We start from the raw sequence: 13370 nt of genomic DNA, 5'->3' as shown, positions 1-13370 counted from the left end.
CTGAAGGCCGGATTTCCCATGGCACGTCCAATTTTTCCAAGATCGCCCTTGCTGACCGGCGTCAATGTCGAGCAAAAACGTGCGGAGATTCTCGCCTATTTTCACGCCACATTTGACCGCTACGAACAGCTTTTTGAGGTGTTGACCTGCGCTGAAGCTTATTTCAGCAAGCCAATCGCGCTGCGCCACCCGCTGATTTTTTACTTTGGTCACACCGCGACGTTTTTCATCAACAAGCTGCTGTTGGCTGGACTGATCGATAAACGCATCAATCCTGAACTGGAATCGATATTTGCCGTCGGGGTCGATGAAATGAGCTGGGATGACCTTGGCGAAGGACGCTATGACTGGCCAGGAGTGGACGCGGTAAAAGCCTATCGCAAGGCCGTGCGGGTCACCGTCGAGCAGTTGATCCGGAACTTGCCGCTGATCCTGCCGATCGGCTGGGAACATCCCTGGTGGGTTATTTTGATGGGCATCGAGCACGAGCGCATCCATCTTGAAACCTCATCCGTCCTCATTCGTCAGCACCAGCTCAAGTATGTTGCGCCACACCCGGCGTGGGAGCCTTGCCGGGAGGCTGGGACGGCGCCGTCAAACGAACTGGTGGACATTCCGCCGGCAACATTGCGGCTCGGTCGAATGCATAGCGATCCGGTCTATGGCTGGGACAACGAATACGGCAGCCATGAGGTGTCCACTGCCGCTTTTCAGGCCAGCCGTTATCTGGTCTCCAATCAGGAGTATCTGGCATTCGTCGAGGCTGGTGGCTATGCCGACGATTCGCTATGGACCGACGAAGCTTGGAGCTGGAAGATTTTTGCGCGAGCCGAACATCCAAGCTTCTGGGTCCGGGACGGTGTGCACTGGCGTTTGCGCCTGATGCTCGAAGAAGTTGCTATGCCCTGGAACTGGCCGGTCGAAACCAACTGCCACGAGGCCAGGGCGTTCTGCCAGTGGAAGGCGCGCGTGAGCGGCGCGGCAGTGCGTCTGCCGAGCGAAGACGAATGGCAGGCGCTGCGCCAATTCGCCGGAATCACCCAGGACACCGCTCTTATCGCTGAAGGTGCCGCCACGGCGAACATCCAGCTTGACCATTACGCGTCATCGTGCCCGGTCACCGAGTTTGCGCATGGCCCGCTGTTTGACGTGATCGGCAACGTCTGGCAGTGGACCGAGACGCCAATCTATCCCTTCGCCGGTTTTCAGGTCCATCCGGTCTACGACGATTTTACGACCCCCACCTTCGATGGGCGCCATAACCTGATCAAGGGCGGATCGTGGATCGCCTGCGGTAACGAGGCGTCACCCTCGTCGCGTTACGCCTTTCGCCGGCATTTCTTCCAGCACGCCGGATTCCGCTATATCGTCTCCAGCGTCCCGGCTACCGCTCAGGCGTCGCATTATGAGACCGATCGGTTGGTATCCGAGTACGCTGAGTTCCACTACGGCGATACGTACTTCGATGTGCCGAATTTTCCGCGTGCGCTGGCCCAGTTGGCGATTGACGCGATGGGCGACAGGCCGGCAGCAAAAGCCCTCGATCTGGGCTGCGCCACGGGACGCGCCAGCTTTGAACTGGCGCGGCATTTCGGGCAGGTCACCGGGATCGATTTTTCCGCCCGTTTCATTGGTCTGGGCGCGCAACTTGCGGACCAGGGCAGGCTGCGCTATACCCTGGTCGACGAGGGCGAGCTCGTCACTTACAAGGAGCGGACGCTAGCCGAACTCGGGCTCGACCAGGTCGCCAACCGGGTCGAGTTTTTCCAGGGCGATGCCTGCAATCTCAAGCCGGTCTTCTCCGATTACGACCTCATTCTGGCGGCCAATCTGATTGACCGCCTGTACAACCCGGGGAAATTCCTCGCGGCGGTGCACCAACGGCTCAAGCCGGGTGGCTTGCTGTTGATTGCCTCGCCCTACACCTGGCTGGCGGAACACACCAAACGTGAAGCCTGGGTCGGCGGTTTCAAAAAGGACGGCGAGAGTTTTACCACCTTCGATGGACTCAAGGCCATTCTCGGCAAGCACTTTTGCCTGCTGCGCGGCCCTTTGTCGGTACCCTTCGTGATTCGTGAAACCCGGCGGAAATTTCAGCACACAATCTCGGAAGTGAGCATTTGGGAGCGTTGTTAGACTGAAGTTCCGGCGGTTTTTAGCGGGTTTTTAGCCGCGCTTTGTTCACCAAAAATCGCTGCAATCCGCTCAGAGCAAGGGTTTTGTCGATTTTTTCATTGCGAATGTAGTGTCAGAGTCGTGTTGGTCCCGCGATACTTTTGGCTTGATCAATACTGCTTTGCCATTGTTATCTACGCTGTGAACGGCAAAGATGTTCTTGGCGAGATCAATTCCTACGGCCATAATGCCCATGGATTTTCCCTTTCGTGGTCTGTCAATGGACGACTTCAGAATTACCATTTTTGAAATGTCGATGGCGAAACAACTACCGAGTGATGTAGTCCGCACCCGGTCAATCGAATATTTCAGGTAGCAGTTACTCTGTGAAGCCGCGCGCGCCGGTGATTTCAACGTTAGCCGCACACGTTTGCCGAGGAGGCGTGAATGAACTATTTCGTAACTGGTGCCACCGGTTTTATCGGCAAACGCCTCGTTGCCAAACTTCTGGCACGGCCCGACAGCGTCGTATACATTCTGCTCCGCGCCCTTGAGTTGCCGCGCATCAGCGAGTACCACGAGTATTGGGGCGTCGACCCAAGCCGTGTCGTTCCTGTCGTCGGTGACCTGACCCTGCCGCATCTGGGCGTTTCAAAAACAGACCTGCGCAAGCTTAAAGGAAAGATCACCCATTTTTTCCACCTCGCCGCAATTTACGACCTCAAGGCCAGCGCTGAAGATCAGCAGCGCGCCAATGTCGATGGCACGCGCAACACCCTCAATCTTGCCGAAACGATTGCTGTAAAACATTTTCACCTGGTCAGCTCGATTGCCTCGGCTGGCCTATTTGAGGGACTCTTTCGCGAAGACATGTTCGAGGAGGCCGAGCATCTCGAGAATCCCTACTTCCGCACCAAACATGACTCAGAAGCCATTGTGCGCAAGGAGTGCCGTGTGCCGTGGCGCATCTACCGCCCGGCCATTGTCGTCGGCGACTCGCGTACCGGTGAGATGGACAAGATCGATGGTCCGTACTACTTCTTCAAACTCATCCAGAAGATCCGTAAGCTTGTGCCAAGCTGGATGCCGACCATCGGCATTGAGGGCGGACGTATCAATGTTGTTCCGGTGGACTTTGTAGTTTCTGCGATGGATTACATTGCGCACCTTAAAAATGAGGACGGTCAGTGCTTTCACCTGACAGACCCGAGCCCCATGCGGGTTGGCGATCTGCTCAACAGTTTTGCCCGCGCCGCCCACGCGCCGCAAATGACCATGCGCATCAATGCGGCGATCTTTGGCTTCATTCCCCGTCACATCCGCAAGGCGCTGTTCGCCCTGACCCCGGTTCGCCGTATCCGTAACGCGATAATGAAAGATCTCGGACTCCCCGACAGCATTTTCGAGTTCGTCAATTACCCGACCCGTTTTGATTGCCGCGAGACTCTGCGCGTACTCAAAGGCACCGACATCGCCGTTCCGCCACTCGATACCTACGCCTGGCGCCTGTGGGATTACTGGGAGCGCCATCTTGATCCCGATCTGTTCATTGACCACACCCTGCGTGGCCAGGTCGCCGGCAAGGTTGTGCTGCTCACCGGAGGTTCCTCTGGCATCGGAAAGGCCACGATCCGCAAGATTGCCGAAGCCGGCGCCATCGCTGTGACTATCGCCCGTGATGCCAAACAGCTTGACGAAACCCGCCTTGAGTTCGCAGCGGCAGGTCTGACGCTGATCACCCACGTGGTGGACATCGCCGCGAAGGAGCAATGCGATGCCCTCGTCAAGCTCATGAACGAGCAGTATGGCGGCGTCGATATCCTGATCAACAATGCCGGTCGTTCCATACGCCGCGGCGTCGAGAACTCGTTCGATCGTTTCCACGATTACGAACGCACCATGGAGGTCAATTACTTTGGCGCACTGCGTCTGACCATGGGCTTGCTCCCCGCGATGCTTGCAAAACAGAAGGGGCACGTGGTCAACATTTCTTCGATTGGCGTCCTGACCAATGCGCCACGCTTCTCGGCCTATGTCGCCTCAAAGGCGGCGATGGATGCCTGGACTCGTTGCGCGGCTTCGGAATTCGCTGACCGTCATATTGACTTCACGACGATCAACATGCCACTGGTCAAAACCCCGATGATCTCGCCGACAAAACTCTACGAGCAGGTGCCAACGCTAACGCCGGAAGAAGCCGCCGTTCTCGTGATTGATGCCATCATCCGCAAACCGGTTCGCATTGCCACCCGGCTGGGTATTTTTGGCGCGCTGCTGCATTCACTGACGCCGAAGGTAGCGCAAATCGTCATGAATACCAGCTTCAATATGTTCCCCGACTCAATTGCTGCCGGTCAAAACAAGGAGTCTGTTGCGCTCCAACACCCATCGGCAGATCAGATCGCTTTTGCGCAGGTCATGCGCGGCTTGTATTTTTGAGCGCTGCATGGCGGGCGTGCTAAGCTCAGCAAGCTTCTTAACATCAAACAGAACAGTTTCAACATGCCCAATCCTTCAGAGAATCCCGGACAGAACGCCCGCGCCCTGCTTAAATCCTTGCAAGAGAGTTTTTCGGCTTTCCGCGATTACTCGCCGCTGGCGATTGGCATCGACAAACAACTCCTTGCGCGCCTGAGCAGCCTTGACCGAAAAACCCTGCGCATTGCGCTGGGCATGCACACCCACTCGCAGCGCTATCTCAAGACTATGGAGAAAGCGACTCACCGTCTTGATCTGGACGGCAATATCGGCGACGAAGTCACGGCAACACATCGCAACCACGCGACCGAAGTCCTGTGCGAGCGCTCCAAAAAGGACGCCGAGCGACGCAAAGCTCAACGCGCGGCCGAAGCGCTCGAGCGCCAGCGTACCGAGAAACTCAGCCAACTGGTCGAAAAGTTCGGCAAGGCCAGGTAGCGCGTCGTGAAACGCTTCAGGCCAGCGCTCACTTTACGGCTTGCGCAATGACCGGAAGCTGCAAGGAGGCGTCCTGTTCAATCGTCCAGTTGCCGGTCAAACGCCATTCGTTCTTTTCGTCTTCCAGGGCAATATGCCAACGGCCAACCAACAGGGCGCCGAGCTTGCCTGAATAAGCCCCCCCGCCGTCGGCGCGCAAGAGCAGGTTCTGATCGACTCCGGCGCGTGTTGGATGAACGATGTGGAGTTTGAGCACTTCCGGCAGCACGACGCCCGGCCCCGCGTGCAGCAGAGCCCGAATCTGCGCGCCGTCGGCGCTTTGCATCAGCGTGGCTTGCAAGCCCAGACTGAGCGCTTTCTGCTCACGCTCGTTCATCTTATTTATGGCCAGGCCCTGCTTGTAATAATCACCATCGACCAGACCATCATTGCTCTTGACCGCCAGATAGGCAGTAAACAACCCGGCAATGACAACGATGAACGGTCCGGCCATGAGTATCCATGGCCAGGAATGGCGGTACCAGGGTTGAGTTTTTTCGCTTAGATTAGTATTCATGGCATGAAGAACGTGGTTTTCTCGCGCACGGCAATCTTGTCGTGATTAAGCGCGCGAATATCGAAGAATATCTTGTTGGAGCCCTTGCTGGCGGCCCCGTTCTTGACCGAAGTGACGATCAGAAATTTCTGGTTGGTAGCGGCTGGCACCTCGACGATCTGCTCGCCAGCGATCTCGATGCCTTCGATCCCGTTGGCGCTGATCGCGTAGCGATGCGCCATATCGTCGGTATTCATGACGTGCAACGTGAACACGTTCTCGATTCGTTCGTCGTCCGCCTCACGGTAAAGTGTCGAGCGATCACGCAAGACATCGACCTTGAGCGGAATTCGGGCACTCAGACTCCAGGCCGTAGCGGCCATGATCAGCAGCAGGATCGCAGTATAGAGGATAGTGCGCGGACGCATCAGATGGCCGAGAATATCGCGCGACGCATAGTGCTTGGCCAGCGCATTTTCGGTCGAGTAACGTATCAGTCCGCGCGGGAAGCCGACCTTATCCATCACTGTATCGCAGGCGTCGATACAGGCGGCACAGGCAATGCACTCGTACTGCAAACCGTTACGAATATCGATACCGGTCGGACAGACCTGGACGCAAATCCCGCAATCGACACAATCACCCAGCGGCGAGGCTTGGGCATCAAGCCCTTTCTTGCGCAGGCCGCGGGGTTCGCCACGCGCCTCATCATAGGTGATGATCAGCGTGTCGGGATCGAACATGACGCCCTGGAAACGGGCGTAGGGGCACATATACTTGCACACCTGCTCGCGCATGAAGCCGGCCATCATGTACAGGAAACCGGCATAAAACAGGATCCAGAAAATCTCCCAGGAGCCCAGCGTTAAGGCGACAGTGGAGACGATCAGCTCCTTGATCGGCGTGAAGTAGCCGACGAAGGTGACGCCGGTCCACAGCGCCACGAGCAGCCATAACAAATGCTTGACGAGCTTCAAACGCAATTTGCGCGCATTCATCGGCTGACCGTCGAGCTTCATCCGCGCCGGACGCTCACCCTCGACCTTGCGCTCTATCCACATGAAGAGTTCGGTGTAAACCGTCTGCGGGCAAGCGTAACCGCAGAATAAGCGACCGCCGACAGCGGTCACGAGAAAAAGCACATACGCCGAAATGACCAGTAGAACAGCCAGGTAAATCGCATCCTGTGGCCAGAAAACCATGCCCAGAATATAAAACTTGCGCTCCACCAGATGAAAAAGAACGGCTTGACGTCCCCCCCAGTCAATCCAGCACAGGCCATAGAACAGTGCCTGGGTAAAAAAAACCATGACCCAGCGCCAGTTGTCGAATACGCCTTTTACGCTGCGTGCATAAATCGTTTTGTGCTTCTCGAACAGTCCGTCGGTGTTGATGACAATCGGCTTGACGGGAGGTTTCGCTGCCTTATTCATGACCTACGCCTTAATCTATTTCAGAATTACACGCTACTCTAATATTGCTTGTAAGAGGGCATGTAATTATGAAACAAACCAGATTTCTTGCTTACATCGCAAAACGGGGCAACTCGCGTTGCCCCGTTACTGGCCAGAATTACTACTTCTTCTCGCCGCCACCGCTCAGATTGAGCACATAAGCGGAGAGCAGGTGAATCTTGGCTTCGCCAAGGAATTCTTTCCACGCCGGCATCTGGTTGACGCGCCCCTTGGTGATTCCTTCGACGATTTTTGCCTCGGAACTCCCGTACAGCCAGACCTTGTCCGTCAGATTGGGGGCGCCGACCGCCTGCATCCCCTTGCCATCCTGACCATGACAGGCAAAGCAAACAGTCTCGAACTTCGTTTTTCCCTTGGCGGCAAGCGCACTGTCGTGGGTCAGGCCAGAGAGCGAGCGGACGTAGTTGGCCACTTCCCTGGCGCCGGCTTCACCACCGATGGCATCGGGATTCCCGCCATAGGGCGGCATCATTCCCATGCGACCATTGGTAATCGTTTCCACGATCTGAGCCGGTTCACCACCCCACTGCCAATCTTTGTCGGTGAGGTTCGGGAAGCCCTTGTCCATTGCCCCTTGTCCCGTCGTGCCATGACACTGGATGCAGTAGGTCTGGAACAGACGGCCCCCCATTTCCATAGCCTCCCGGTCAGCCGCGACGGCCTGCAGGTCCATCTTCAGATACTTGTCGAAAAGCGGCTTGACCTGGGCATCGACGGTTTCGACTTCCTTCTTGTACTCACCGGCTGAAGACCAAGCAAACAGGCCCTGAAAACGACCGAATGTCGGATACAAAATGCCATAAACCAGCGCAAAAACAACCGTCAGGTAAAACAGCCAACTCCACCATTTTGGCAAGGGATTGTTGAACTCCTCAAGATCTTCGTCCCATACATGACCGGTGGTATCCGTCGTCTCTGCCTTCCCCCGGTGGTGAATGCTTTGCGACCAGAGAAAGACGGCGCACGCCAGAATGCTGGCCAGAACAATTACGATGACATACCAGTTCCAAAACTCATTTACAAAATCGCTCATGATGTTTTCCTTTGTTCGTTGCGCGACATACCGAGCTCGGTTCGATCTGCTCCCTCATCTGCAAACGGCAAGTTGGCCGCTTCATCGAATCGTTTTTTGTTGCCTTTCATGCCGTAAGCCCACCACACGATACCCAGAAAAGTCAGCAGGGAGACCACCGTCATGACAGAACGTAGCTCGTTGATATCCATGGTTTTACTTGGCGCCTTTCAGTTCGATCCCCATCCCCTGCAGATAGGCGATCAGAACTTCCAGTTCGGTTTTGCCTTCAAGCAGCTTGCTGGCCCCGGCAATCTCGGCGTCGCTGTAAGGCACACCGACCCTACGCAGGGCGCTCATTTTTGCGCCGATGACGGAGGCATTGACCGCAGTCTTGTCAAGGAAGGCGTAAGCCGGCATATTGGATTCGGGAACGACATCCCGCGGATTGATCAGGTGCGCGCGATGCCACTCGTCCGAATACCGGCCGCCGACCCGATGCAGGTCCGGCCCCGTGCGCTTGGAACCCCACTGGAACGGGTGGTCATAAACGAACTCGCCGGCCACCGAATAGTGGCCATAGCGCTCGGTTTCGGCGCGGAACGGACGGATCATCTGCGAGTGGCAGTTGTAGCAGCCTTCGCGGATATAGATGTCGCGCCCCGACAGGCGTACCGGGTCGTAGGGCTTCAGACCCTCGACCGGCGTGGTAGTTGATTTCTGGAAAAACTGGGGAACGATCTCAAGCAGGCCGCCAACACTGATTACCAGCACAATCAGGATGATCAGCAGACCAACGTTGCGTTCTATTGAATCATGCGTAAGTTTCATTTTATTGTAGCCTCCCTGTTAGGCGTGTTGACCGGCCGGAACCAGCACGGGAGCATCTTCTGTACTGCCGCCAGCGATTGTCTTGAACATGTTGTAGGCCATGATCAGCATGCCGGACAGGAAGAGCAGGCCACCCACCAAACGGATTGCATAGAATGGATAGGTCGCCTTGACCGTTTCAACAAAACTGTAAGCTAACGTGCCGTCGGCATTACCCGAGCGCCACATCAGACCCTGCATAACGCCGGAAATCCACATCGAAGCGATATAGAGCACGATGCCGATGGTCGCCACCCAGAAGTGGACAGTCATCAGCTTGATGCTATGCATTTCGGGTTTGCCGTACAGGCGTGGCAGCAGGTAGTACAGGGAACCGATCGTCACCATAGCCACCCAGCCCAGCGCACCGGAGTGCACGTGGCCTATCGTCCAATCGGTATAGTGCGATAACGCATTCACCGTCTTGATCGACATCATCGGGCCTTCGAAAGTCGACATGCCGTAAAAAGACAGCGAGGTAATCAGGAACTTCAGGATCGGATCATCGCGCAACTTATGCCAGGCGCCTGACAAGGTCATGATGCCGTTGATCATGCCACCCCAGGACGGCGCCAGCAGAATCAGCGAGAAGAGCATGCCGACCGATTGCGTCCAGTCGGGCAGCGCGGTGTAGTGCAGGTGATGCGGACCGGCCCACATATAGGTAAAGATCAGCGCCCAGAAGTGCACCACCGACAGACGGTACGAATAAATCGGACGACCGGCCTGCTTCGGGACAAAGTAGTACATGATGCCGAGGAAACCCGCGGTCAGGAAGAAGCCGACCGCGTTGTGACCATACCACCACTGAATCATCGCATCCTGCACACCCGCATAGGCCGAATAGGACTTGGGCGTCAGGATGCCGGCGGCAAAGACCGGAATCTCGGCGCTATTGACCAGGTGCAATACAGCCACGGTCAGGATCATGGAGCCGAAGAACCAGTTGGCGACGTAAATATGACTGACCTTGCGCTTGACGATGGTGCCAAAGAAGACAATGGCGTATGACACCCAGACGACGGTGATCAGGATGTCGATCGGCCACTCCAGCTCGGCGTATTCCTTGCCGGTGGTAAAACCCAGGGGCAGGGACAGCGCTGCCAGCAGGATCACCAGTTGCCAACCCCAGAAGGTGAAGGCCGCCAGGCCGCCAGCAAACAAACGGGCATGGCTGGTGCGCTGAACAACGTAATAGGAGGTTGCGAACAACGCACAGCCGCCAAAGGCGAAAATCACCGCATTGGTGTGCAGCGGACGCAAACGACCGTAGGAAAGCCACGGCCCGAAATTCAACTCGGGCCAGACCAGTTGGGCAGCGATGATCACGCCGACCAGCATCCCGACGATGCCCCAAACAACGGTCATCACGGCAAATTGCCGCACTACCTTGTAGTTATATGTTGACAGAGTTTCCGACATGGACCACCTCATTTTGAGAGAAAAACCCGACTTTCGCCGCCTTTAAATACCCCTATCAGCAGCATTGTATTAAACAGCCAGCATTCTACCCAATTGCCGGAAAGCTATGTTTATTTTTGCGGCGCTCCTGTGCCACGTTTCGCATCCGCTTTCACTTTCGCCTCAACCGATCGTCCAGATATGGCATCGTCATCGTCCATCAAAATTCGATAGGCCGGCCCTTCCATATCGTCGAACTGGCCGCTACGCACCGACCACCAGAAAACAACGCCGATCAGGAAGACCAGAACGACAGAAACAGGAACAAGGAGATACATGATTTCCATCAGACCCCTTCCACCCTTTGCAAACGCAGGGAATTTAACACCACCAGCAGCGAACTGCCGGACATGCCGACGCCGGCCATCCACGGCGTGATGAAACCGGCCATCGCCAGGGGAAGCGCTACAAGGTTATAAGCAAAGGACCACAGCAGGTTTTGCCGGATGATGCGCAAGCAACGGCGCGCAACGAAAAAACCCCGGCCCAGATGCTCCAAATTTTCCGAGAGCAATACCAGATCAGCCTGCGTGCGCGCCAACTGCGAGCCACCGCCCATGGCCACCGACACCTGCGCCTGAGCCAGTACCGGCGCGTCATTGACCCCATCACCGACCATCGCGACGATCGCCCCGCCAGCCTGCAAACGACTGACATATTCATGCTTACCCTGCGGTGAAATACCGGCATGCACCTCATCAATCGCCAGAGCCCGCGCCACCTTGAAGGCAACCGGCGCGGCATCACCGGTAAGCAGTGCAATCTGTCGCCCAGCGGCGCGCAGCGCAGCGATCATCGCTACCGCTTGCGGCCGGATTTCATCTCCGAAGCGAAACAGCGCCAGCCAGCCCGCCTCGCTTCCCAACGCAATCACGGTATCGCTGCTCGCCGCGAAAACGCGCGCCGACTCCGGCAGCGGCTGCCCGTGCAGCGCACAGACGTAGTCCGGACGCCCAACCCGGACGGCTTTGCCCTGGTGCAGCGCACTCATACCGCTGCCCGGCTCATTGCTCACGCTAGCAAGCACTGGAAGACCGGCGCCGACCGCGGCTGCGCGCAGCGCTGCACCGATTGGATGCTCGGAAGACTGCTCGATGGCTGCCGCCAGCGCCAGGCAAGCCGGCTTGTCGAAAACGGTGCCCAGAGGCAGAACCTCCAGCAACTGCATGTGTCCGCGAGTCAAGGTTCCGGTCTTGTCAAAAACAAAGTGCGTTGCCCGCGCCAGAGTCTCGATCGCGTGGCTGTGCGTCACCAGCAGACCGGCGCGCGCCATGGCGCCGCTGGCCACTGTCAGGGCCACCGGCGTTGCCAGCGACAAGGCGCAGGGACAGGTCACCACCAGCACCGAAACGGTGATCCACAAGGCCTTCGCCGGATCGATAACGCACCAGGCCAACGCCACTGCCGCCGCAATGACCAGCAACGCCAGAATAAAGCGTCCGGCAATCCGGTCGGCAAGCTCGACGAGTCGGGGCTTCTCCAGCGCCGCGCGTTCCATCAGGCGAATGATCGCCGACAGACGGGTCGCCTCGCCGACCTGTTCGACGCGGATGAACAGTGGGCTTTCGACATTGAGCGCACCACCGGTCACCGCCGCGCCGGGAAACTTGGCAACCGGCGCGCTTTCACCAGTGAGCAAGGACTCATTGGCGCAACTGGCGCCTTCGATTACCAGGCCGTCCGCCGGAATCGTTTCCCCTGCCCTGACCAGCACCACATCACCTGGCGCGAGTTCGGCGGCCATCACCTGCTCCTGCGCTTGATCAAGCGGATAGCCGGCAACGCGCGCAGCAAAGGCTGGCAGCAAGCGGGCCAGCGCCTCGGTGACGCTCACCGCGCGCTGCCTGGCCGTCATTTCGAGGAAGCGCCCGCCGAGCAAGAAAAAGACAAACATGGTGACCGAATCGAAATAGACCTCGCCCGATGCCGTCAGCGTCGCCCATACGCTGGCCGCAAAGGCGGCGCCAACGCCCAGCGCGACTGGCACGTCCATGCCGACCCGACGCCGCCGCAGATCGCGCCAGGCGCCGCGAAAGAAGGGCGCGGCCGAATACAGGATGACCGGCAACGTCAGCAGCATGCTCGCCCAGCGCAACAACAATTCGATGTCCGGCGCCATATCACCGTCACCAGCGAGATAAACCGGAATGGCGTACATCATCACTTGCATCATCCCGAAGCCAGCGACGAATACGCGCCACAGCGCGCTGCGCCGCTCTTTGCGCGCCAGGTCCTCGCTCATCGCCGCGTCGTAGGGGTAGGCGCGATAGCCGATGGCAACGATTGCCGCCAGGATGTCGGAGAGTTTGATCCGGCGCTCATCCCAGCGCACGCGTGCACGCCGAGTGGCGAAGTTGATATGCACAGCGATTACGCCGGGAAGCTGCGCAACCTGCTGCTCGTTAAGCCAGATGCAGGCGGCGCAGGTGATCCCCTCGATGATCAACGACGCTTCACGTTCACCCTCACCAAAATCCCGCACGAAACTCTTCTGGAAATCGGCATGGTCATAGAGTTTCAGCCCCTGCAGAACGGTCGGCACCGCCTCGCGCGGCGAGTCCGGCAGTGCATCGCGATTGCGGTAATAGTCGCTCAGCCCGTTATCGACAATCGCCTGCGTCACGGCCTGACAGCCAATGCAGCACATGACACGCGGCTGACCATCAATGCTCACCGATAGATCAAGGCCGGCCGGAACCGGCAGACCACAGTGATAGCAATTATCCTGACCCATCTCCGCTCAGTTCCCGATAACAAAAAAAGCCGCCAGCCACCACCCGCGTCTTTCGAAGGTCGAGAGTATATGCCAGTTCCGCGCCGGACCGATTCTGATGGGAGGTGATCGAGCCAGGGCAATTGCATCAAATTCCCTTTAACCCGAGGAGACTGGCGCGATAAGCATCGGAAGAAGCGGCGAGAATGCGACGAGTATAGATACCCCCTTTTTTCTTGGAGGTATCGAGGCGGAAAAGATTGAGGACGAGGC

Annotated in this window: 11 protein-coding genes and 2 pseudogenes; 3 read left to right on the top strand and 10 right to left on the bottom strand. The window is 57.4% G+C overall.

Features of this window, described 5'->3' with window-relative positions; all coding sequences use genetic code 11:
• Window positions 1-18: 18 nt before the first annotated feature.
• Complete coding sequence (ovoA, locus tag Q1J43_RS09515) at window positions 19-2136, top strand: 5-histidylcysteine sulfoxide synthase (protein ID WP_301102250.1); 2118 nt, start codon at window positions 19-21, stop codon at window positions 2134-2136.
• 129 nt (window positions 2137-2265) lie between these two features.
• Here ovoA and Q1J43_RS09510 read toward each other — a convergent pair.
• Window positions 2266-2370, bottom strand: a pseudogene (locus tag Q1J43_RS09510) (IS110 family transposase); the annotation flags it as partial.
• 192 nt (window positions 2371-2562) lie between these two features.
• Here Q1J43_RS09510 and Q1J43_RS09505 point away from each other — a divergent pair.
• Window positions 2563-4554, top strand: coding sequence for an SDR family oxidoreductase (locus tag Q1J43_RS09505; RefSeq protein WP_301102249.1), 1992 nt, complete (start codon window positions 2563-2565; stop codon window positions 4552-4554).
• Between the two features lie 63 nt (window positions 4555-4617).
• The gene (locus tag Q1J43_RS09500) at window positions 4618-5031 is read left to right on the top strand and encodes a ProQ/FinO family protein (RefSeq protein WP_301102248.1); all 414 of its coding nucleotides are present in this window, start codon (window positions 4618-4620) and stop codon (window positions 5029-5031) included.
• Between the two features lie 28 nt (window positions 5032-5059).
• Here Q1J43_RS09500 and Q1J43_RS09495 read toward each other — a convergent pair whose 3' ends face one another.
• The 9 genes and pseudogenes from Q1J43_RS09495 to Q1J43_RS09455 form a co-directional block, all read right to left on the bottom strand.
• Complete coding sequence (locus Q1J43_RS09495) at window positions 5060-5587, bottom strand: FixH family protein (protein ID WP_301102247.1); 528 nt, start codon at window positions 5585-5587, stop codon at window positions 5060-5062.
• Window positions 5584-6999: a cytochrome c oxidase accessory protein CcoG gene (gene ccoG, locus Q1J43_RS09490; RefSeq protein WP_301102246.1), complete on the bottom strand. Its 1416-nt coding sequence runs from the start codon at window positions 6997-6999 to the stop codon at window positions 5584-5586. Before ccoG ends, Q1J43_RS09495 begins: the two co-directional genes overlap by 4 nt.
• Window positions 7000-7141: 142 nt before the next feature.
• A complete protein-coding gene (ccoP, locus tag Q1J43_RS09485; RefSeq protein ID WP_301102245.1) occupies window positions 7142-8074 on the bottom strand; it encodes a cytochrome-c oxidase, cbb3-type subunit III in 933 nt (310 codons plus the stop codon).
• A complete protein-coding gene (locus Q1J43_RS09480; protein WP_301102244.1) occupies window positions 8071-8265 on the bottom strand; it encodes a cbb3-type cytochrome c oxidase subunit 3 in 195 nt (64 codons plus the stop codon). Before Q1J43_RS09480 ends, ccoP begins: the two co-directional genes overlap by 4 nt.
• Window positions 8266-8269: 4 nt before the next feature.
• Window positions 8270-8884 carry a cytochrome-c oxidase, cbb3-type subunit II gene (gene ccoO / locus Q1J43_RS09475; RefSeq protein WP_301102243.1) on the bottom strand — a complete coding sequence of 205 codons (615 nt, stop codon included), beginning with the start codon at window positions 8882-8884 and terminating at the stop codon, window positions 8270-8272.
• Between the two features lie 18 nt (window positions 8885-8902).
• A complete protein-coding gene (gene ccoN / locus Q1J43_RS09470; RefSeq protein ID WP_301102242.1) occupies window positions 8903-10345 on the bottom strand; it encodes a cytochrome-c oxidase, cbb3-type subunit I in 1443 nt (480 codons plus the stop codon).
• Between the two features lie 110 nt (window positions 10346-10455).
• Window positions 10456-10671: a cbb3-type cytochrome oxidase assembly protein CcoS gene (ccoS, locus tag Q1J43_RS09465; RefSeq protein WP_301102241.1), complete on the bottom strand. Its 216-nt coding sequence runs from the start codon at window positions 10669-10671 to the stop codon at window positions 10456-10458.
• On the bottom strand, window positions 10671-13118 hold the full coding sequence (locus Q1J43_RS09460) for a heavy metal translocating P-type ATPase (protein ID WP_301102240.1): 2448 nt from the start codon (window positions 13116-13118) through the stop codon (window positions 10671-10673). The genes ccoS and Q1J43_RS09460 overlap by 1 nt, the downstream gene beginning before the upstream one ends.
• A 127-nt stretch (window positions 13119-13245) precedes the next feature.
• A pseudogene (locus Q1J43_RS09455) lies at window positions 13246-13370 on the bottom strand (ISAs1 family transposase); the annotation flags it as partial.

Source organism: Propionivibrio sp. (assembly GCF_029255185.1).
Lineage (GTDB): Bacteria > Pseudomonadota > Gammaproteobacteria > Burkholderiales > Rhodocyclaceae > Propionivibrio.
Note: the sequence above shows the minus strand (reverse complement) of the source record. Positions and strands in the feature narration are given on the sequence as shown.

What these genes read in the sequence shown, in the direction of transcription:
- ovoA (WP_301102250.1), top strand. Translation starts at nt 19, where the DNA reads ATGGCACGTCCAATTTTTCCAAGATCGCCCTTGCTGACCGGCGTCAAT.
- Q1J43_RS09505 (WP_301102249.1), top strand. Translation starts at nt 2,563, where the DNA reads ATGAACTATTTCGTAACTGGTGCCACCGGTTTTATCGGCAAACGCCTC.
- Q1J43_RS09500 (WP_301102248.1), top strand. Translation starts at nt 4,618, where the DNA reads ATGCCCAATCCTTCAGAGAATCCCGGACAGAACGCCCGCGCCCTGCTT.
- Q1J43_RS09495 (WP_301102247.1), bottom strand. Translation starts at nt 5,587, where the DNA reads ATGAATACTAATCTAAGCGAAAAAACTCAACCCTGGTACCGCCATTCC.
- ccoG (WP_301102246.1), bottom strand. Translation starts at nt 6,999, where the DNA reads ATGAATAAGGCAGCGAAACCTCCCGTCAAGCCGATTGTCATCAACACC.
- ccoP (WP_301102245.1), bottom strand. Translation starts at nt 8,074, where the DNA reads ATGAGCGATTTTGTAAATGAGTTTTGGAACTGGTATGTCATCGTAATT.
- Q1J43_RS09480 (WP_301102244.1), bottom strand. Translation starts at nt 8,265, where the DNA reads ATGGATATCAACGAGCTACGTTCTGTCATGACGGTGGTCTCCCTGCTG.
- ccoO (WP_301102243.1), bottom strand. Translation starts at nt 8,884, where the DNA reads ATGAAACTTACGCATGATTCAATAGAACGCAACGTTGGTCTGCTGATC.
- ccoN (WP_301102242.1), bottom strand. Translation starts at nt 10,345, where the DNA reads ATGTCGGAAACTCTGTCAACATATAACTACAAGGTAGTGCGGCAATTT.
- ccoS (WP_301102241.1), bottom strand. Translation starts at nt 10,671, where the DNA reads ATGGAAATCATGTATCTCCTTGTTCCTGTTTCTGTCGTTCTGGTCTTC.
- Q1J43_RS09460 (WP_301102240.1), bottom strand. Translation starts at nt 13,118, where the DNA reads ATGGGTCAGGATAATTGCTATCACTGTGGTCTGCCGGTTCCGGCCGGC.